We start from the raw sequence: 19,856 nt of genomic DNA, 5'->3' as shown, positions 1-19,856 counted from the left end.
ACCCTTCACTCCGGCCTTCAGCGAGGGGATCGCCCGTCGATGGCGAAATTGACGAAGACGGCGCCAAGGATCAGCGCCCCCTTCACGACCTGCTGCGCGTAAGGGTTGAAGCCCCACAGCGTCATGGCGTTCAACAGCACACCCAGGAACAGCACGCCGATGAAGGCCCCCCAGATCGAGCCCTTGCCGCCGAACAGGCTGACGCCGCCGATGATGCAGGCCGAGATCACCTCGAGCTCCAGTCCCCGCGCGATGGTCGAATTGCCGGAATTGATCAACGAGGAATAGACGATCCCGCCGATCGCCGCGAAGACACTGGTGATGACGAGGCAGATCGTCTTGGTGCGCCAGACATTGATGCCCGACAGTCGTGCAGCCTCGATATTGCCGCCCACAGCGTAAATCTCGCGGCCAAGCGCCGTATAGTTCGTCAGGATGAAGGTGAAGGCGAAGGCTGCCGCCAGGAGGAACACCGGCACCGGAATATGCAGGAAGCGGCCGCTGCCGATGATGTAGTACCACGAAGGAAAGCTCTCGATCGGCGATCCTCCGGTGATGAGGTTCGCTACACCCGCCAGCGTCGCCATCATGGCCAGCGACGAAATGAAGGTCGGCACGCCGATCTTCTGCCGCATGAGGCCGTTGAAGAAACCCACCAGCGCAGCAAAACCGAGCGAAATCAGCATGGCGCCCAGCACGGCAAGCACCGAAGGCTCCATCGCGCCGCGCGATAGAAGCTGCACCATCCAGGCGGTGATGCAGGCCGAGACGGCCACCATCGAGCCGACCGACAGGTCGATCTCGCCGACGATGACGACCAGCGTCATGCCGAAGGCGATCATCCCGGGCACGGCCACGGTGCGGAGGATGTTGAGCTGGTTGTCCGGGGTAAGGAAGCCGCGCCCCGTCAGCGCCACCAGGATGTAGAAGGCGATCAGGATCAGCAGCATGGATTGGCGCCGCAGCAGCCCGGACAGGCGGCGCGGGCCTTGAACGACGGGGGCGTGGGGGATCGCGGTCATGGGGCGGACCTTTCGGCAGAAGTTTCGGGACTGGTCATCATGGTGGCGGCGTAGAGGGCCTTGGGATCGAGCCCCTTGCCAGAAAATTCGGCCGCGATGCGCCCGTCGCGCAGCACCAGGACGCGGTCGCAGCATTCGGCCAGGTCCTCGAGTTCGGTCGAGACGACGATCGAGGACAGCCCTCGCGCGGCCTGGTCCCAGATGATCTGGTAGATCTGGCGCTTGGCCTGCACGTCGACGCCGCGTCCCGGCTCGTCCAAGAGCAGGACACGCGGGCCGCTGTTCAGCCAGTTGCCGACGACGACCTTCTGCTGGTTGCCGCCCGAAAGGGAGTTGACCGGCAGCATCAGGTCCGAAACCTTGATCTGCAACCCTGCCACCTGGCGCTCGGCATGGGGCCGCTCCAGCCCGAGCCAGGTCAGCCCCCATTTGGCGATCTTGCGCAGGGGGGCCGTGACGAGGTTGGCGTGGATCGAATGATCCAGCACCAGCCCGGCATGCTTGCGGTCCTCGGAGGCATAGGCCAGCCCCTCCGCCTTGCGGCCGGGCAGGCCGTAGCTGGTGATGTCGCGCCCGTCCAGTAGGACACGCCCGGCGTCAATGGGTCGTGCGCCGAAGATGCCGTGCAGAAGCTCCGTCCGGCCCGAGCCCAGCATGCCGGCTATCCCCAGCACTTCCCCCTTGCACAGCCGGAAGCTCACGTCTCTCAGCCACGGCTCGATACGCAGGCCCTGGACTTCCAGCAACAATTCGCCACCTGCCCTGTGGGCGGGGCGGTCCAGTGGCGCAAGGTTGCCGAACATCATGCCAAGGATCTCGCGCGGGCCGGCCTCGGCCATCGGCAGCGATCCCGCGAAGGCGCCATCGCGCAACGTCGTCACGGTATCGACGATGCGCGGCAGCTCGGCCAGGCGATGCGAGATGTACAAGATCGTCACGCCCTTGGCCTTCAGGCGGCGGATCAGCGCAAAGAGCCGTTCCACCTCGGCGGCGGCAAGGGCGGAGGTCGGCTCGTCCAACAGCAGCACCTTGGGCGACAGGCTCGAGGCCTTGACGATCTCGACCAGCTGTTGCCGCCCCACTGACAGGCTTTCGACCGACTGGCGCGGATCGATGTCGGTCGCGCCCATTTCTTCCAGAAGTGCCCCGGCAAGATCGTGCAACCTGGTCCAGTCGATCCACTTGCCCCGGCGTGGCAGCCGGCCAAGGAAAATGTTCTCGGCCACCGAAAGGCCAGGCACGAGGCTAAGTTCCTGGTAGACGGTCACCACGCCTTCTGCCAGCGCGTCCTGCGGACTTCGAAACTGAACGGGACGCCCCCCCAGGCGGATGCGGCCCGAGGTCGGCGAGGTGGCCCCCGCCATCATCTTGATGAAGGTGCTCTTGCCCGAGCCGTTCTTGCCGATCAGGGCATGGACCTGGCCGCTCGCGAAGCTATGGGTGAAATTGTGCAGGGCGCGCACGGCGCCATAGTGGCGCGTGAGTCCCTCGAGATGCAGATCCATTGCTGACGCCTTGCCTCCGGCAATGAAAGGTGGCACCGCCCGAAGGCTGGGGCGGCGCCGGCATTCGCCTATTTGAGCGATGCGAGGAACGCTTCGATCCCGGCCGGGTCATTGCGGTTCAGCGGCAGCGTAGGCACGACGGTCTTCGCTTCAACCGCTTCGCCCTTCAGCACCTTGAGCGCAGCTTCTGCGCCCATCTTGCCCATTTCGCGCGGCGACTGGGCGGTGACCGCCTGCAGCACGTCGTCCCCGGCCGTAAGCCCCTTGGCAAGCTGCTCAGACCCGTCGATGCCGAAAACGAAGACCTGCCCGGCCTTGCCCGCATTGCGGACGGCCTGCATGGCACCGATGGTGCCGCCCTCATTGGCCGCGAAGATCACATTGATCTCGGGGTTGGCGGTCATGATGTCGGTTGCGACGGTCACCGCCTTTTCAGGCAGCCATGCATCCTGTGCGGCCTCAATGTCGATCTGATTGCCCTGCGCGGCCGCACCCTTGAACCCTCCGGTGCGCTCGCCGCTCTGTTCCGGCAGAAGCGACGAGAAGGCAAGGATGCCGACCTTCGCCTTGCCGCCCAGCTTCTCGGTGATGAACTTGGCAGCCGCCGCGCCCGAGGTCTTGCCGAGGTCGGTATTCGAGGTCGAGAAGGTGGCCGCCGCGATCGACCCGTCCTGGAGCCCGCCATTCAATGCGATGACGGCGATGCCCGCATCCTTGGCGCGCTTCAGGGCAGCGGCCGAATTGGTTGCCGACAGCGGGGCGATCACGATCGCATCGACCTTGCGGGCAATATAGGTGTCGATCGCCTCGGTTTCCTTGGCCTGGTCGCCGTCGATGTTGATTTCCAGCACCTCGGCGCCCCCGGCCGCAGCACCGTCCTTGACGCCCTGCTGCAGCGATTTCATGAAGGAATCGCCCTGGAACACGATGCTGGCGATGACGGGCTTTTCCTGGGCCAGCGCCGGCAGGGCCAGGCCTATTGTCAATGCGGCGATGGTGGCTTTCAGCAAGGTACGCTTGGTGGTTGTCGTCACGGTTTCCTCCCTTTTTGACAAACCATTTCGTGGATTCAACAAGTTGCGAATGCCTCGGGCATGAGGGTCACAAGCGGCGGGATGCCTCCCGTCGCAGTCGGCGAACGCAACGCCGCGGCTGCGGCTCGATGGCCGAGCTGCAGCGCGTAGTTGGGCGGCCAGTATTCATGGATGCCGAAGATCACTCCGGCGCAGAACGCGTCGCCTGCACCGACCGGGCTTACGATCTCCGAGGTGGGTACGGGTATGGAAGCAAGGCGGACCGCCGGTCCAGCTTTCGGCAACCAGATCGCCAGGTCCTGTGAGTGCAGGATCACGGTCTGCCGCACCCCGGCCGCCAGCAGCTGCCTGCCTGCCGCCTCCATGCCCTTGGCATCCTGCGGACCCGAAATGGCGAGCCCCGTGGCACGAGCGGCCTCGATCTCGTTCAGGAAAAGATGGTCGATTTCGGCCAGCGTCGCTTCGACCGTAGCGCGGAAGCGCGGCCCGTCCGCGGAGACGAGATCGACACATGTCTGCATCCCGGCCAACTGCGCCCGTCGCAACAGTGAGGCCGCATCGGTGCTGCCATCGGGACCGACCGCATCCAGGCTTTTCAATAGATTCAGATAGCCCAGATAGAAGATACGCGCGTCCATATCGGCCAAGGCCTCGACCGACAGATGCATGCCATCGAACAGGTCGTTGGCCCCCGCATGGTAGAGGAAGGTGCGGCTGTCGCCGGGCAGGTTCATCACATGCGTATGCGCGGTGGCCGCAGCGGCGGTGGCGCCGAGGTGACGGCTGTCCAGCCCCGCCGCCCGACAGGCCTGACGCACAGTTTCAGCATGACGGTCGGTGCCGGTCAGGCCGACCGCGAACAGCGGCAGGCCGGTATCGAACGCGGCAAGGTCGATGGCCACATTGGCCGCCCCGCCACCGACGCCCTCGGCTTCCGACAGGATATGCACGAGATCGCTTTTCGCCGGCCAGCGGTCCAGCGTGTGGACGACATCGACGATCCAGTTTCCGGCGCAAACGACCCCATCGCCCTTGGGCATCACACCCGTCATCGTGTTGCACCTTCGGACGAGCTTTCGTTCCAAAGCAGGCGATGCGGCGGCTCGTCCTCTTCGATCTCGGCGAAGCGGCCCAGAGGTTCGAGGAAGAAATTGTCCGCCAGGTCGTCGTTGCATTGGCTGACCTCGGCCGCGAATACGTCGCCCGCCCCGGCTTCGCCCCAGAAGCTGTGCTGCATGCCGCGCGGGATCGTGATGCTTTGCCCCGGCCGCAGCCGGATCGGTGTGTCATAGGGATCGGTCACGACGCGGCCGTCCACTAGCACCGGCGCTTCGGCGAACGAACCGTGACGCGTGAAGGCGACGCACAGATGACCGCCGCCGCGCACGATGATGTCCTCGAGCTTGACCTTGTGGGCGTGGAAGGGCGTCACCTGCCCTTCTGCGACGAACAGAAGCTTCTCGGCATAGGGCAGCGTCGCTGGATTGCCCTGCGCGCCATTCCTGACGCAGAACAGGACCAGGCCGCGGCGGGCGAAATCGCCAAGACCGAAATCCGTTACATCCCACCCGAGCTGCCGTTCGTGCAGGAAAGCGGCCAGGCTCGGGTCCGACGCATGGTCCGCGGGCGACCAGCCGCCCCAATCGGGCAGAAGCCAGCCGTGATCCGCCAGCATCGCTTCGGCCCGGCGCAGCGCCGCATTGATGGCGGACCGCTTCATGCCGCGCGCCCATAGGCGACAGGCACCACGCGGCCGGTCTTCCCGGCCTCCAGCGCGGCGGTCAGCACGGCGTGGTGATCGGCTGCCTCTTGCGGTGTGGCACACTGGAAGCCGTTGGCATCGCCGCCCGAAAGCTCATCAACGAAGGCCGCCCACATCTGTTGGATCGCGTCGGTGAAGCCGAATTCGAAGATGCCGCCGGTAATCGTGGGGAAGAGCGATTGATAGCCGAGGTCCTCGACCTGCCAACACTGTGGCCCGCCGGCCTCGTATCGCATGAACTGCCACTGGCGCGGCGATTTGGTAGTGAAGAAGGCCGAACCCTTCATGCCCAGCACCCGGATGGACCAGGTGTTGCTTTCGCCGGGCGCGATGCGCCAGGTTTTCAACACCATCGGAAAATCGCCGCCCTCGGCCTTGACCGTGCCGGTGACCGTCGCGTTGTCCCAGGTCATGCAGGGGACCTGGTTGCCCTTGCCGTCAGGACGAGTTGTGACCCGCTTCACCAGCGACGCGCTGACCGAATGCGGCTTCCAGCCGAGCCGCAGGGGAACATGCAGCACATGCATTCCCAGATCGCCCATGCAGCCGTATTCGCCGTTCACGCCGACCACCCGCTTCCAGTTGATCGGCTTGTCGGGGTTGATGTCGGACGAATGCAGGAAGCAGGCTTCGACTTCGAGGATTTCGCCGACATGTCCCTTGCGAACGAAGTCGATCACCTTCTGCGCACCGGGGAAGAAGGGCATCTCCGACGAGCAGCGCACCAGCACGTCGGGATGCGCCTTCACCGCCGCGTCGATGATGCGGTTCTGTGCGGCATCCATGCCAAAAGGCTTTTCGCCGAACAGATGTTTCCCCGCGGCCAGGATCTCGGGATAGATTTCGGCGTGCAGCAGATGCGGAACCGCGCAATAGACGGCGTCGACTTCCGGGTTCGCCAGCAATTCGCGATAGTCGGTGGTCGTCTGCCTGACGCTGGGCAGATGGGTGGTGAACCAGTCCATCAGCACCGGGTTGGAATCGCAGACCGCCACGATCTCGGGACGGGCCTTTGCGTCTGTCAAATGCAGCCAGCGCGCCGCAGCGCTCGCCAGTTCACGCCCCATCAGGCCGCAGCCGATAATGCCGACGCGTATGACCTTTCCTCCCATTGCCGCCTCCTCAGCCCAGATATTTCGCCGCCGCGTCGGCAGTGGCGCCTTCGTGCACCACCGCCATCAACGCGCGGGTGATGGCTGTCGGATTGGCGTTGTGGATCACGTTGCGGCCATAGACGATGCCGCGAGCTCCCTGCTTCATCAGTTCCGCCGTGCGGACGAGGATCTCGCGGTCGGAGACCTTGCCGCCACCGCGCACCAGGACCGGAATGCCCTGAGCAATCTCGATCACGCGGTGGTATTCCTGCACGTCGTCGCAGGGATCGGCCTTGATGATGTCGGCGCCGAGCTCGACCGCCTGGCGGACTAGGGGCAGGATCTGGTCGATATCGCCGTTGACCATGTAGCCGCCCTTCGAATTGTCCTGCATCACCAGCGGTTCGACCATCAGCGGCATGCCCATGATCTCGCATTCGCGTTTCAGCGCGTTCACGTTGCGAACACAGGCGTGATAGATCTCCGGCTGGTCGGGCAGCTGCAGCAGGTTGACGACCACGCAGGCAGCGTCCAGCACGATCCCCTGCTCGACCGGGCGATCGACGACCTCGGAGAACAGCGTCCTCGGCAGCGGCGTGCCATAGACATTGGCGATGTCGGTGCGGAGCACCAGCGCGGGGCGGTCCTTACCCTTGATCGCCTGCAGGATCGGTGCTGTGCCAGGCGGCAGCTGGATCGCGTCTGGTTTTGCGTCCGCCACGATCCTGATTGCGCGGTGCATGTCCTCGATGCCGCCGAGAAAGGCCCTCTCATTGAACATGCCGTGGTCGATGGCCACGTCGAAACAATTGCCCGACACACCAAAAAGCCGGTTCATCCGCGCGATCTTCATAAAAGTCCTCAATGTGGAAACGTTTCCATATTGAAACCACGACACTCCTGTCCCTGTCAAGGGACCGGATCGGGCACGCGACAGGAACGACAGGATGTGCGTCGATGGAGAGGCCCCAAGTACGGGCCGGCCTGCCCCTTAGCAGTGTTGGAAACCTGATGTCCTGCGGCCGGTCCGCCCTCTCTTGAGCGTCGCCGACCGTGGCGGGATCAGCCGGTCCAGATGACCGTCTGCTCGTGTCGCTTGATGAGGCCGGCCAGCTTCTCGAAGCTGGCTGCGATGTGCCTTGAAAACGCGGCGACGGCAGGTGACTGCGGACTGCCGGCGAGCCTCAGGATGCCGAGCGTGCGCTCGGGATGATGTATCCGCAGAGGCAGGGCGGTGATTTCGCGCTCCTTCCGGTAGGCGAAGACGACGCTGTGTGGCAGCACCGTCAAGGCATCGCTATGCTTCATGTAGTTCATTGCGCTGGCCAGCGACCCGCCGACATAGGGGATGCGGACCTCGGTGGCGCCCAGCCCGACAAGCATCGCGCGCATGTCCGCAAGCAGTGGACTTCCAGGCGGAGGGGCGATCCATGGATAGTCGAGGATTTCGGGCCCCTTCAGCCTGCGCTTCATCAGCAGCGGGTGGGTGACACGGCACGCTACCATGTTGTGTCCGGGAAGTATGCGCTCGAACTCGAACCCCGACCCTTCTTCAAGCACGTCCACCGGACAGATAGCGAGATCGATCCTGTCAGCACGGATGGCGGCTTGCAGCTCGGGCAGGTAGCCATAGCTCTGCTCCACCCGCACTTCCGGCCGCACGTTGTGGAACTCCGCGATCATGCCCGAGATCAGGGCGTCCATGAAGAACTGGGTGCCGCCGACACGCACGGCTCCCGAGTGTCCGTGCCGGAAGCTGTCGACCAGTTCCGACGCCTTGCGCGACTGCAAGAGCATCGCCTGACCATGCTCGCCGAGTGCCCGTCCGAGCGGCGTCGGGCGCAACGGGCGGCGCCCCTTGACGAACAGCGGTTCGCCCAGGCGCCTCTCCAGCACGGCCAGGGTGCGGGACACCGCGGACTGGGTCATGCCGAGCGCTTCCGCGCCCTCGGTGACACCCCCAGCGTTGATCACCGCTGCAAGCTGGATCAAATGGCGTTCATCGAGTTTCATAGCAATTTGCTATAACAGTCGCCCGACAAATCATCAACGGTGATGAGCGGAGCCGCTAGTTTCCTTCCAGGCACCGAGCTGTCAGGAAGGATCGAGCAGATGCCCACCACCGTCGTTTTCGGTGCCGACACGTCCAGCGAGATCGTCGCGCAGCGCCTCGTGCGTTCCGGTGCAAGCCGTCTTTCGAGCAGCCTCGTCGCCGTGGTCGAGCACATTCACCAAGTGATCCGCGAGCTGAAGCCGACGCGGGCCGAGTGGCGCGAAGCCGTCGCCTACCTCACCGACATCGGCCACGCGACCGACGAACGCAGGCAGGAATGGGTGCTGCTCGCCGACCTGATCGGAGCCACGGCCCTGGTCGAGGATATCAACTGCCGGCGGCCAGCTGGCGCCACCCCCAACACGCCGAGAGGGCCGTTCTATCGCTCCGACGCCCCGCGGCGCTCCGTGGGCGCGGACATTTGCCTCGACGGCGTCGGAGAGAAACTCGAAGTGCGCGGCAGGACCACCGACCTCGACGGTTGTCCGATCGCCGGTGCCACGGTAGAGACATGGCAGGCGAACGGTTCGGGCCTCTATGAGAACCAGGAGCCCGACAATCAGCCCGAGTTCAATCTGCGCGGGGTCTTTTCCACCGACGCACAAGGGCGCTTCTCCTATCGCAGCGTGATGCCCGGCGGCTACTCCGTCCCTGACGATGGCCCCGTCGGGCAGCTTCTCGATGCCCTTGGCTGCCCGCTGCGGCGGCCTGCCCACATTCATTTCATCATCAATGCCGGCGGCTTCGAGACGATCACGACGCAGATCTTCGTGAGGTCCGAAGCCGAGACCATCGAGGATCCGCTGTTTTCGGTTCGTCCGAACCTGATCGGCGACTTCAAGCCGTCCGGCTCGAAAGACGCGCCATGGGCACTGGATTTCACCTTCGTCATGGCACGCGCCCGCAACGCAAGAGGTGTCTCATGACCAGCGTCCAGCCATTCGTCTTCCCGGGCATCGGCCCACGCGTCGTCTTCGGCCACGGAACCATCGGCCAGGCTGCGGCAGAGATCGGCAGGCTCGGCCGGAACAAGGCGTTGGTGCTGTCGACACTCCAGCAAACCAGGGATGCCGACGCCCTGTCGGCGAAGCTGGGCAAACTGAGCGCCGGTGTCTTCGCTGGTGCGACCATGCACACCCCGGTCGAAGTCACGGAAACGGCGGTCGAAGCCTTCAGGGCAAGCGGGGCCGATTGCGTCGTCTCGCTCGGCGGCGGTTCGACCACAGGTCTCGGCAAGGCAATCGCCACCCGCACCGGGGCGGACCAAGTGGTCGTTCCGACTACCTATGCCGGGTCGGAAATGACCAACATCCTGGGTGAGACCATGAATGGCGACAAGATCACGCGCCGGGATCCGTCCATCCTGCCCGAAACGGTGATCTACGATGTCGATCTCACGCTGACGCTTCCCGTCGGCATGACGGTGACATCCGGCCTCAACGCCATCGCGCACGCGGCCGAGGCGCTCTATGCCCCCGACCGCAACCCGATCCTCTCCATGATGGCCGGCGAGTCCGTCCGGGCTTTTGCGAAGGCGCTGCCGGTCCTGGTCGCGAACCCTTCCGACCGCGACGCCCGGGCAAGCGCACTCTACGGCGCATGGCTTGCCGGAGCTTCCCTGGGTGGCGCGTCGATGGCCCTCCACCACAAGCTCTGCCACACGCTGGGAGGCAGCTTCGACACGCCGCATGCCGAAACCCATGCGATCCTGTTGCCGCACACGGTCGGATACAACGCGACCGAAGCCGGCGACTTGCTGCAGCCGCTTGCCGACGCCCTGGGAGGCGCGCCCGGCAAGGCGCTGCATCGGTTCTCCGCATCACTCGGCGCGCCGACGAAACTGAGGGATCTCGGCCTGACCGAGGCCGACCTCGACCGGGCGGCCGAAATGGCTGTCGCGCGGCCTTATCCAAATCCGCGTCCGTTCGACCGCGACAGCATCCGCGCCCTGCTTCAGCAGGCATGGGAAGGGCAAGAACCACAGCTTTGATCTTGGCTCGGGGAGGAGCAGACATGATCACACGACGCTCATTTTTGAAGACTTCCGCCGGCGGCGGGCTGCTAGCCGCCACGCATGGTCTCGCGGCCCCGGCACTGGCACAGGGCACGGCGACGAAGATCGGCTATGTCAGCCCGCAGACCGGCCCGCTCGCCGCCTTCGCCGAAGCCGACAAGTTCGTCATCGACGGCTTCTTGGCAGCAGCCAAGGCCGCCGGGCTCGCTGTCGAGGTCGTGGTGAAGGACAGCCAGTCGAATCCGAACCGCGCCGCCGCGGTGGCCAAAGAGCTGATCGTCGACGATGAGGTCAGCCTGATGCTGGTCGCGTCGACGCCGGAAACGACCAACCCGGTCTCCACCATCTGCCAGGGCGAGGGCGTGCCCTGCATCTCGACCGTGGCGCCCTGGCAACCCTGGTTCATCGGCCAGCAAGCCAATGCCGGCGATCCGGCATCCTGGAAACCGTTCGACTATGCCTACCACTTCTTCTGGGGGCTGGAGGACGTGATCGCCGTCTACACCAATATGTGGGCCCAGCTTGAGACCAACAAGAAAGTCGGCGGCCTGTTCCCCAACGACGGGGACGGCAACGCCTGGGGCGACGGTAAGGTCGGCTTCCCGCCCGTACTGTCCGAGAAGGGCTATGGACTTGTCGACCCCGGTCGCTACCAGAACCTGTCTGACGATTTCTCCGGCCAGATCAACGCCTTCAAATCGGGCAGCGTCGAGATCATCACCGGCGTGATGATCCCGCCGGACTTCACCACCTTCTGGAACCAGGCCAAGCAGCAGGGCTTCGCTCCCAAGATCGCCTCGATCGGCAAGGCAATACTGTTCCCGCAGGCGGTGGATGCACTCGGCAAGCAGGGCCACAATCTGTCGTCGGAAGTTTGGTGGAGCCCAAGCCATCCGTTCAAGTCGTCGCTCACCGGGGCAACGTCGAGGCAACTTGCGGACGACTTCACCGCCGCGACCAGGCGACCATGGACGCAGCCTATCGGCTTCGTGCATGCGCTGTTCGAACTGGCAGCCGACATTCTCAAGCGCATCGACGATCCAACCAGCGCCGATGCGATCGTCGCCGCAATAGGTGCCACCAGGCTCGATACCGTCGTCGGCCCGATCGCCTGGAACGGTGCCAACCTGCCGCCCTTCGCAGCCAGGAACATCTGCAAGACGCCGCTGGTCGGCGGCCAATGGCGACTGAAGGACGGCGGTGGCTACGACCTCGTCATCACCGACAACCGGACGGCGCCCGAAATTCCGACCGGCGGCCAGATGGAACCGATCGCCTGAGCGAAAGGGGCTGCATCCCCACCCCGTCGGACGGAGCAACGGCAATGCCAATCCTGCAACTCGATCATGTGTCCAAGAGCTTCGGTGCCCTGAAGGTGACGGACGACGTATCTTTGCGCGTCGAGGCCGGCGAGGCGCTTGGCATCATCGGGCCCAATGGCGCAGGAAAATCGACGCTGTTCAACCTCGTCACCGGCAACATCCGGGTCGATGCAGGCACGGTCTCCTTCGATGGCGCCGACGTCACACGCATGCCGCCGATGGCGCGGTGCAGGGCGGGCATCGGCCGCACATTCCAGATCCCGCAGCCCTTCGAGAAGTTGACCGTCTTCGAAAACCTGGTCGTTGCGGCATCCTTCGGGGCGCACCAGGCCGAATCCGACGTGACCGACCGCTGTGCCGACATTTTGGTAACGACCGGCCTTGCCGAACGCGCCAACAGCACCGCGGGCAGCCTTGGCCTTTTGCAGCGCAAGCGCCTGGAACTCGCGCGCGCCCTCGCCACGGATCCAAGCCTGCTGCTGCTCGACGAGATCGCCGGCGGCCTGACCGAGGCCGAGTGCCGGTCGCTGGTCGAGACCATCCGATCCATCCACGCCTCCGGCGTCTCGATCGTCTGGATCGAGCACGTGCTGCATGCGCTGAATGCTGTGGTCGAGCGGTTGCTGGTGCTGGATTTCGGCAAAATGGTCGGTATCGGCCGTCCCGACGAGATCATGGCATCGAGCGCCGTGCGCGAAATCTATCTGGGGATCGACGTCTGATGGCCCTGCTCGAAACCCGTGGGCTGACCGCCTACTACCGCGACTTCCAGGCGCTGTTCGGCGTCGACCTGACGTTGGATGCGGGCGAAACCGTCGCCATCATCGGCGCCAACGGCGCCGGCAAGACGACGCTGATGCGTTCGATCTCCGGCGTCATCACCAATCGGCCGGACCAGATCTTTCTGGATGGGCACCCCATCGGCGCGCTCGCCGCTCCCGACGTGATGGCGCTCGGCATCGCCATGGTGCCGGAAGGACGCAAGCTGTTCCCGTCCTTGTCAGTCGAGGAGAACCTGCTGATCGGCTGCTATGGCCGCGCAGTCGACGGGTTGTGGTCGCTTGATGCGATCTACGGCTTGTTTCCGGTACTGAAACAACGGCGCAACCATCCAGCCACTGCCTTGTCGGGCGGCCAGCAACAGATGGTCGCGATCGGCCGCGCACTGATGTCCAATCCACGCGTGCTGCTCTGCGACGAACTCAGCCTCGGTCTCGCGCCGGTGGTCATCAAGGACATCTACGCCGCCTTCCCGGCAATCCGCGAGAGCGGTGCGTCCATCGTCATCGTCGAGCAGGACATCGGCCAAGCCATGAAGGTCGCCGACCGTCTCTACTGCATGATGGAAGGGCGCATCACCCTGTCAGGGCGCCCCGCGGATCTCAGGCGCGAGGCCATCCACGCCGCCTATTTTGGAGCGCACGCATGAACTGGCCGGACACGATCCTGCAGGGCGTTCTGCTCGGCGGACTTTACACCCTCTTCGCGGCCGGGCTTTCGCTGGTCTTCGGCATCATGCGCCTGGTCAACCTGGCGCATGGCGACCTGATCGTGCTTGCGGCCTATCTGATCCTGCTGCTGGTCACGGCCCTTGATCTCAATCCCATCGTGGCAGCGCTGGTGGCGATGCCGATCATGTTCGCCGTCGGCTGGCTGCTGCAGACGCATATCCTCAACCGCACGCTGGGGCCGGACATCCTGCCGCCGCTGCTGGTGACGTTCGGCCTTTCGGTGGTCATCGAGAACGGCCTGCTCGAAGCCTATTCGGCCGACAGCCGCCGCATCTCGGCCGGTACGATCGAGACCGCATCGATGCACCTCGGCCCGGTCACGGTAGGCGTCATGCCGCTTCTGACCCTTCTATCGGCGATAGGCGTGATCGTGGCGCTGAACCGCCTGCTCTACGGCACCGAGATGGGCCGAGCCTTCCGGGCGACCTCGGACGATGCCGTCACCGCCGGTCTCATGGGCATCCGGCCGCATCGCATCTTCGCCAGCGCCACCGGCATCGCCATGGCGGTCGCCACCATCGCCGCGCTCTATCTCGGCACACGCGCCAATTTCGATCCGACGATAGGCCCCGCTCGCCTGATCTACGCTTTCGAGGCGGTCATCATGGGGGGCCTGGGCTCGCTGTGGGGCACGGTGGCCGGAGGCATCATACTCGGCGTTGCCCAGACCATCGGCGGGGCGATCAATCCCGAATGGCAGATCCTTGCCGGGCACCTCGCCTTCGTCGTCGTGCTGCTGGTGTGGCCGCGCGGGTTGTTCCCGCGGGCGGTGGATTAGGAGGCGGCCATGAGCGTGCGAACTCTCCCGTGGCGCGTCGAGACCAGGACGAAAGCCTCGACCTTGTTTGCGGCCTTCGCGGCTCTGGCGATCGTCGCCGGTCTCGCCGCCCCTTTCTTCGTGCCGCGTGCGGCTCTGCAGGACCTCTTCTTCATACTGACCATGCTGGTAATGGCTCAGAGCTGGAACCTGCTTGCCGGCTATGCCGGCCTGGTTTCGGTTGGCCAGCAGGCATTCGTCGGGCTTGGCGCCTATGCGATGTTCGCCGGCGTCATATTGCTAGGCCTCGACCCGCTCGCGGGTATCCTGCTTGGCGGCATTGCGGCGGCGCTGCTCGCCGTCCCGACAGGCTACTTCGTGTTTCGGCTGAACGGCGCCTATTTCGCCATCGGCACTTGGGTCACAGCCGAGATCGTGCGGCTGCTGCTGGCACAGTGGAAGGCACTCGGCGGCGGCACCGGCATGTCGCTACCTACCGATGCAACGCGAGGCATGCTGGGCGTCGGTCTGGTGCGCGACTTGTTCGGCTTCCGCGCCGCGCAGGCCGTGGATGTGGTGTGCTACTGGCTGGCATTAGCGTTGGCTGTGGCAACCATCGCCCTGGCCTATCGGCTGCTGCGGTCCCGCCATGGCCTGGCCCTCGCGGCGGTGCGCGACAATCAGGACGCTGCCCGCGCCGTGGGTGTCGACGCCCGTCGCCTCAAGGTCGTCGTCTATCTCGGGACCGCACTCATCACCGGGCTCGCCGGCGGACTTGTCTATGTGCAGACGGCGCGCATTTCTCCCGACGCGGCGTTCTCGGTCACCGACTGGACCGCCTATGTGATCTTCATTGTCGTGATCGGCGGCATCGGCACGATCGAGGGGCCGATCGTCGGCGTCATCGTATTCTTCATCCTGCAGAACCTGCTGGCCGATTTCGGCTCGGTCTATCTCTTGGTACTCGGCGCGGTCGGCATTGCCGTGATGCTGATCGCGCCGCGCGGGCTGTGGGGATTGTTCGCCGATCGTACCGGGATCCAGCTTTTGCCCGTCCGGCGCAATCTGCGCGGCGGTACCATCGCAAACTGACGACCAAAGGGAGGGCCACATGGCCGACATCACCACTGACGTATTGATCATCGGCACCGGACCCGCGGGATCGGCCGCCGCGGCACTGCTTTCAACCTATGGCGTCGAGAACGTGGCCATCAATCGCTATCGCTGGCTTGCCAACACGCCGCGCGCCCACATCACTAACCAGCGCACCATGGAAGTGCTGCGTGACCTCGGCCGCGACGTCGAGGACGAAGCCTACATGTTCGCCTCGCACCAGGATCTGATGGGCGAGAACGTATTCTGCACCTCGCTCACAGGCGAGGAGATCGGCCGCATGAAAAGCTGGGGCACGCATCCGGTTTCGCGCGCGGAGCACCAGCTTTCCTCGCCGGCGAAGATGAACGACCTGCCGCAGACCTACATGGAGCCGCTGCTGTTCAAGACGGCCTGCTCGCGCGGCACGCAGGCGCGCATGTCGACCGAATATGTGAGCCACACGCAGGACGAAGACGGCGTCACGACCACCGTGCTCGACCGGCTGACTGGCAGGCAGCTCAACATCCGCTCGAAATACCTGATCGGCGCCGACGGCAGCAACTCGCTGGTCGCGCAGCATGCCGGCCTGCCCTTCGAGGGCAGGATGGGCGTCGGCGGCTCGATGAACATATTGTTCAAGGCGGACCTTTCGCGCCACGTCGCCCACCGCCCCTCGGTGCTTTACTGGGTGGTCCAGCCGGGCGCCGATGTCGGCGGCATCGGCATGGGCCTGGTGCGCATGGTGCGGCCTTGGAATGAGTGGCTGATCGTGTGGGGATACGACATCAACCAACCGGCACCCAAGGTCGACGAGGCCTTCGCGACCAAGGTCGCCCGCGACCTCGTGGGCGATCCCGAGCTCAAGATCGAGCTGCAATCGGTGTCGACCTGGACGGTCAACAACATGTATGCCGCCAAGACCTCGAACGGCCGCGTCTTCTGCATGGGCGATGCGATCCACCGCCATCCTCCGTCCAACGGCCTTGGCTCGAACACGTCGATCCAGGATGCCTTCAACCTGGCCTGGAAGCTCGCCTATGTGGTCAAGGGTCAGGCCGGGCCCAGGCTGCTCGACAGCTACACGGTTGAGCGTGCGCCCGTCGCCAGGCAGATCGTCACCCGCGCCAACCAGTCGATCGAAGAGTTCGGTCCGATCTTCAAGGCGCTCGGCCTGCTCGACTCCATCGATCCGGTGAAGATGCAGCAGAACATGGATGCCCGCTGCGGCGACACTCCCGCGGCGGAAGCGCAGCGTGCCAGGATCCGGGAAACGATCGCCCATAAGGTCTATGAGTTCGACGCGCATGGCGTCGAGATGAACCATCGCTACAGGTCCGACGCCATCTTCGCCGACGGCCAGGAGGAACCGGCGTTTGACAAGGACAGGGAACTGCATTTCCAGCAGACGACCTGGCCCGGAGCGCGGCTGCCGCATGCCTGGCTGTTCGGCCGGAATGGCAACAAAGTGTCGACGCTCGACCTTGCCGGCCATGGCCGCTTCGCGGTCTTTACCGGGAATGGCGGCAGGCCCTGGGTCGAGGCGGCGAAGAAGCTGGGCAAGGAAGTCGGCATCCCGATCGACGCGCACGTGATCGGCCCGCGACAGGAATGGCAGGACCTGAGCGGGGACTGGGCCCGTGCGCGCGAGACGGGAGACAGCGGCCTCGTGCTTACCCGGCCCGACCAGCATGTATGCTGGCGCAGCGAGGCAATGGTGGATGATCCGGAAGGTGCACTGCGCCGCATATTCAAGGCCATCCTGGCGAACTGACAGATCGGGACAAGACGATGAACGATTACGAACAAGGCTTCTTCACCGAACAGAACTCGGCCGAAGTTGTCATCGGCCGCAACAAGAACGCGAAGGACGAACGCCTCAAGCAGGTGATGGCCGTCATCACGTGCAAGCTGCATGAGGCGGTGAAGGAGATCGAGCCGACGCAACAGGAATGGTTCGAGGCGATCACCTTCCTGACCCGCACTGGCCACATGTGTACCGACTGGCGGCAGGAATTCATCCTGCTGTCGGACATTCTCGGCGTGTCGATGCTGGTCGACGCGATCAACAACCGCAAGCCGGCCGGTGCATCGGAAAGCACCGTGCTCGGGCCCTTCCATGTAGACGATGCGCCTGAACTGCCACTCGGCACGAACATCTGTCTCGACCGCAAGGGCGAGGACATGGTCATCGCCGGCATCGTCCGCGATACCGCGGGCCGCCCACTTGCGAACGCGAAGATCGATGTGTGGCAGACCAACGACGACGGCTTCTACGACGTGCAGCAGAAGGGCCTCCAGCCCGACTTCAACCTGCGTGGCGTCTTCCGCACGGACCAGGAGGGTCGGTACTGGTTCCGCGCCGTCAAGCCGCGCTTCTACCCGATCCCCGACGATGGCCCGGTCGGCCAGCTGCTCGGCAAGCTCGGCCGCCATCCGTTCCGGCCCGCGCACCTGCATTTCATCCTGTCGGCGGACGGCTTCGAGACGCTGACCACGCACATCTTCGTGCCGGACGATCCCTACATCAATTCGGATGCGGTCTTCGGCGTGAAGGCCAGCCTGCTCGCTGAGTTCGAGAGGGTCGACGACGCCGACCGCGCCCGGGAACTCGAATTCGCGAACCCGTTCTGGTCCGTCGACTACGACTTCGTGCTGGCTGCCGCCAAATAGGCGCATCGGGGCGCGGAGGAATGGGGCATTGTCCGCCACGCCGTCGCCGGAAGCGAAATCTACGACGTACCGTGCTTGGTGGACTGGCGGGCCGCCTCCAGCAGGAGTTCCTTCATCTTGGCTGCAGCCGGCGACAGCATCGGTTGGCGGTGCTGGAGGAGCGAGATGTCGCGGCCTCCAGCCAGCTTCTTCACCGTCGCGTCGATCAGGCGGGCGCCGAGTTGCCGACAATCGCCGTCCGATTTCCCGATGCAGCTTCGCGCCGACCGGAAGAAATCATGCTACTGTGGCTGAGCGCGTCTGGGAGACAACTGCCTTGGCCAACAGCTTGGAAGTCGAAGCGGACAGGGGTTGGTCGAACTTGCTGGTCGCTGCAGAGAAAGGCGACGTGGAAGCCGTTCGGACGGAAGTAGCGGCTGGTGCGCACGTCAATGAGTCCGATGGCGACGGCTGGTGCGCACTTCACCTTGCAGCCCTCAATGCCCGCGCGGCAGTGGTCGAAACACTGCTCGAACATCCAGAAATCGATGTGAATTGCAGAAATAAATGGAAGAGTACGCCGCTAAGCCTTGCTTCGGCCAAGGGCCACTGCGCGTGTATCTCTGCCCTCTTGAAGCATAAGGACATCGAAATAAATGCGTGCGCCGAATATTACGGAAGGACGGCATTTATCGAGGCCGCCAAAAACGGGCATCTGAGCGTTGTCGAGGTGCTTCTGGCACGTGGTGCGGACGCAAATTTGACGGATAAGACGGGTAGAAACAACGCCCTCATCGAGGCCATCAAAGGGCAGCACTACGAGATCGCAGATTTCCTTCTGGATTCCGGGAAACTCAACTTCCTCAACAAGGAAATGAGAATAAACGCGCTGATTTGGGCCGGAAGCAGCCACAACCATCAACTCATCGACAAGCTGGAAGCCGCAATTACCAACTTCTTCGAAGGCAAATAGGGGACGGCCAGGTATCGCTCGGGTGGCCAAACCCCGCTCGCACCGGTCGACGAGCCCCGCACGATCACGACTCATGTGGGGCTCGCGCGGGCGATGCGCGCGTCGAGTTCCTGCAGGCGCCGGGCAGGTCCCGGATTGTTCGGCTGAAGTGCCATAGCTTCGGTGAGCAGGCCGCGTGCGGTCGCGAGTTCGCCATCGCGGATGTGGCGGTTGGCCCGGTGGTAGAGGAAGTTGACCCGTTCAAGTGAGGAAAAGCCATTGCCAAAGCGCGTGCTGAGCCGGTCGGCCCAGGCGGGATGGCGCGCGATCGCGGTGAGTGCGACCTGGTAGGGGCGTATGGGTGCCGCGAGCCGGACCGTGCGAGCGAGCGCACTCAGTCCGGACACATCATCGGCGCGGCAGCACTCGATGAGCGCCAGTCCGCGGGCGGTCCCGGCGAAGGCGCGGACTGTGCCGTGCCCGGTCATGTGGACCGGAAGGAGACGCGTCTCCCTCTGCTTTTTTGCAATCCATTCCGCATGCTTGCGGTCGACGGCATGGAAAGGGTCATAGAAAACATAGGCGCGACCTGCCGCATGCTCGGGCATGATCTCCATATCAGCATGCAGGGCGGGTGCAAAATGACGCGTGAATCGGCCGTCGAAGGGGACTGCCGCGGGGTCGATGGAGACTTGGGGGCAGAAGGCGATGGCAATGTCGGCGTCGAGGAGCAGGCGGTAGCGGAGCGCCGCGTAGCCACCCTGGGAGTGACCATAGAGGATACGCTCGGAGGTTTGGCGCAGGATCGGCGCGGTCGCGGCGGCGGCCTTCTCAATGCTCGCCGCCGGAAACCAGTTGGGGCGCCGGCTGATGAAGCCGAGTGCGGCAATGTCGGCCTTCTCGCAGAACCGCTGCCCCCAGAATCGGCTGCCGTTTGCCTGCATTTCCATCTCGTTGAAAGTCACGAGAATGTAAGACGACAATCCCGGCCTATGAACTACCTCCAGGTTCTCGTCGGAATAAACAAGCACGCCGAATTTCCATGAAACGGCAGGATCATGACAATATAGTTCGCCGCTCGACTAT

The 19,856-nt window shown here is 64.3% G+C and carries 20 protein-coding genes; 10 read left to right on the top strand and 10 right to left on the bottom strand.

The genetic code is table 11. The features are described 5' to 3' along the window. Nucleotides 1-17: 17 nt before the first annotated feature. From AmiPiv_RS08810 to AmiPiv_RS08775, 8 genes are all read right to left on the bottom strand, one after another. A complete protein-coding gene (locus AmiPiv_RS08810; RefSeq protein ID WP_340037005.1) occupies nucleotides 18-1,022 on the bottom strand; it encodes an ABC transporter permease in 1,005 nt (334 codons plus the stop codon). After that, nucleotides 1,019-2,527 (bottom strand): sugar ABC transporter ATP-binding protein, encoded by a 1,509-nt coding sequence (locus tag AmiPiv_RS08805; RefSeq protein ID WP_340037004.1) that lies wholly within the window; start codon nucleotides 2,525-2,527, stop codon nucleotides 1,019-1,021. The genes AmiPiv_RS08810 and AmiPiv_RS08805 overlap by 4 nt, the downstream gene beginning before the upstream one ends. Nucleotides 2,528-2,595: 68 nt before the next feature. Then, nucleotides 2,596-3,561 (bottom strand): substrate-binding domain-containing protein, encoded by a 966-nt coding sequence (locus AmiPiv_RS08800; protein ID WP_340037003.1) that lies wholly within the window; start codon nucleotides 3,559-3,561, stop codon nucleotides 2,596-2,598. Between the two features lie 35 nt (nucleotides 3,562-3,596). Further along, nucleotides 3,597-4,613 carry a carbohydrate kinase family protein gene (locus AmiPiv_RS08795; protein WP_340037002.1) on the bottom strand — a complete coding sequence of 339 codons (1,017 nt, stop codon included), beginning with the start codon at nucleotides 4,611-4,613 and terminating at the stop codon, nucleotides 3,597-3,599. Beyond that, nucleotides 4,610-5,281 (bottom strand): D-lyxose/D-mannose family sugar isomerase, encoded by a 672-nt coding sequence (locus AmiPiv_RS08790; RefSeq protein WP_340037001.1) that lies wholly within the window; start codon nucleotides 5,279-5,281, stop codon nucleotides 4,610-4,612. The genes AmiPiv_RS08795 and AmiPiv_RS08790 overlap by 4 nt, the downstream gene beginning before the upstream one ends. After that, nucleotides 5,278-6,435 carry a Gfo/Idh/MocA family protein gene (locus tag AmiPiv_RS08785; RefSeq protein ID WP_340037000.1) on the bottom strand — a complete coding sequence of 386 codons (1,158 nt, stop codon included), beginning with the start codon at nucleotides 6,433-6,435 and terminating at the stop codon, nucleotides 5,278-5,280. Before AmiPiv_RS08785 ends, AmiPiv_RS08790 begins: the two co-directional genes overlap by 4 nt. Nucleotides 6,436-6,445: 10 nt before the next feature. Continuing rightward, nucleotides 6,446-7,270 (bottom strand): class I fructose-bisphosphate aldolase, encoded by an 825-nt coding sequence (locus AmiPiv_RS08780; RefSeq protein WP_340036999.1) that lies wholly within the window; start codon nucleotides 7,268-7,270, stop codon nucleotides 6,446-6,448. Between the two features lie 209 nt (nucleotides 7,271-7,479). Continuing rightward, nucleotides 7,480-8,430, bottom strand: a complete 951-nt coding sequence (locus AmiPiv_RS08775) for a LysR family transcriptional regulator (protein ID WP_340036998.1) — start codon at nucleotides 8,428-8,430, stop codon at nucleotides 7,480-7,482. A gap of 99 nt (nucleotides 8,431-8,529) precedes the next feature. On the opposite strand from AmiPiv_RS08775, the gene AmiPiv_RS08770 reads away from it, so the two are divergent. The 9 genes from AmiPiv_RS08770 to AmiPiv_RS08730 are packed head-to-tail and all read left to right on the top strand — an operon-like array spanning nucleotide 8,530 to nucleotide 17,839. Beyond that, the gene (locus AmiPiv_RS08770; RefSeq protein ID WP_340036997.1) at nucleotides 8,530-9,396 is read left to right on the top strand and encodes a dioxygenase family protein; all 867 of its coding nucleotides are present in this window, start codon (nucleotides 8,530-8,532) and stop codon (nucleotides 9,394-9,396) included. Then, nucleotides 9,393-10,460 carry a maleylacetate reductase gene (locus AmiPiv_RS08765; protein WP_340036996.1) on the top strand — a complete coding sequence of 356 codons (1,068 nt, stop codon included), beginning with the start codon at nucleotides 9,393-9,395 and terminating at the stop codon, nucleotides 10,458-10,460. The genes AmiPiv_RS08770 and AmiPiv_RS08765 overlap by 4 nt, the downstream gene beginning before the upstream one ends. Nucleotides 10,461-10,483: 23 nt before the next feature. Further along, a complete protein-coding gene (locus AmiPiv_RS08760) occupies nucleotides 10,484-11,764 on the top strand; it encodes an ABC transporter substrate-binding protein (RefSeq protein WP_340036995.1) in 1,281 nt (426 codons plus the stop codon). A 44-nt stretch (nucleotides 11,765-11,808) separates the two neighbouring features. Next, nucleotides 11,809-12,528, top strand: coding sequence for an ABC transporter ATP-binding protein (locus AmiPiv_RS08755; protein WP_340036994.1), 720 nt, complete (start codon nucleotides 11,809-11,811; stop codon nucleotides 12,526-12,528). Continuing rightward, nucleotides 12,528-13,235, top strand: a complete 708-nt coding sequence (locus tag AmiPiv_RS08750; RefSeq protein WP_340036993.1) for an ABC transporter ATP-binding protein — start codon at nucleotides 12,528-12,530, stop codon at nucleotides 13,233-13,235. The genes AmiPiv_RS08755 and AmiPiv_RS08750 overlap by 1 nt, the downstream gene beginning before the upstream one ends. After that, on the top strand, nucleotides 13,232-14,095 hold the full coding sequence (locus AmiPiv_RS08745; protein ID WP_340036992.1) for a branched-chain amino acid ABC transporter permease: 864 nt from the start codon (nucleotides 13,232-13,234) through the stop codon (nucleotides 14,093-14,095). The genes AmiPiv_RS08750 and AmiPiv_RS08745 overlap by 4 nt, the downstream gene beginning before the upstream one ends. Nucleotides 14,096-14,104: 9 nt before the next feature. Further along, nucleotides 14,105-15,166 carry a branched-chain amino acid ABC transporter permease gene (locus AmiPiv_RS08740; protein WP_340036990.1) on the top strand — a complete coding sequence of 354 codons (1,062 nt, stop codon included), beginning with the start codon at nucleotides 14,105-14,107 and terminating at the stop codon, nucleotides 15,164-15,166. A gap of 19 nt (nucleotides 15,167-15,185) precedes the next feature. Continuing rightward, nucleotides 15,186-16,940 (top strand): FAD-dependent oxidoreductase, encoded by a 1,755-nt coding sequence (locus AmiPiv_RS08735; RefSeq protein WP_340036989.1) that lies wholly within the window; start codon nucleotides 15,186-15,188, stop codon nucleotides 16,938-16,940. Nucleotides 16,941-16,957: 17 nt separating this feature from the next. Continuing rightward, complete coding sequence (locus AmiPiv_RS08730; protein WP_340036988.1) at nucleotides 16,958-17,839, top strand: intradiol ring-cleavage dioxygenase; 882 nt, start codon at nucleotides 16,958-16,960, stop codon at nucleotides 17,837-17,839. 59 nt (nucleotides 17,840-17,898) lie between these two features. On the opposite strand, the gene AmiPiv_RS08725 is transcribed toward AmiPiv_RS08730, so the two are convergent. Continuing rightward, nucleotides 17,899-18,033, bottom strand: a complete 135-nt coding sequence (locus AmiPiv_RS08725) for a hypothetical protein (protein WP_340036987.1) — start codon at nucleotides 18,031-18,033, stop codon at nucleotides 17,899-17,901. Nucleotides 18,034-18,155: 122 nt separating this feature from the next. On the opposite strand from AmiPiv_RS08725, the gene AmiPiv_RS08720 reads away from it, so the two are divergent. After that, a complete protein-coding gene (locus tag AmiPiv_RS08720; protein ID WP_340036986.1) occupies nucleotides 18,156-18,791 on the top strand; it encodes an ankyrin repeat domain-containing protein in 636 nt (211 codons plus the stop codon). A 71-nt stretch (nucleotides 18,792-18,862) separates the two neighbouring features. Here AmiPiv_RS08720 and AmiPiv_RS08715 read toward each other — a convergent pair whose 3' ends face one another. Next, complete coding sequence (locus AmiPiv_RS08715; protein WP_340036985.1) at nucleotides 18,863-19,801, bottom strand: hypothetical protein; 939 nt, start codon at nucleotides 19,799-19,801, stop codon at nucleotides 18,863-18,865. Nucleotides 19,802-19,856: the final 55 nt, after the last annotated feature.

Source organism: Aminobacter sp. Piv2-1 (genome assembly GCF_037625995.1).
Taxonomy (GTDB): Bacteria; Pseudomonadota; Alphaproteobacteria; order Rhizobiales; family Rhizobiaceae; genus Aminobacter.
The sequence above is the reverse complement of the archived record's forward strand: the minus strand, read 5'-3'. Positions and strand labels throughout refer to the sequence as shown.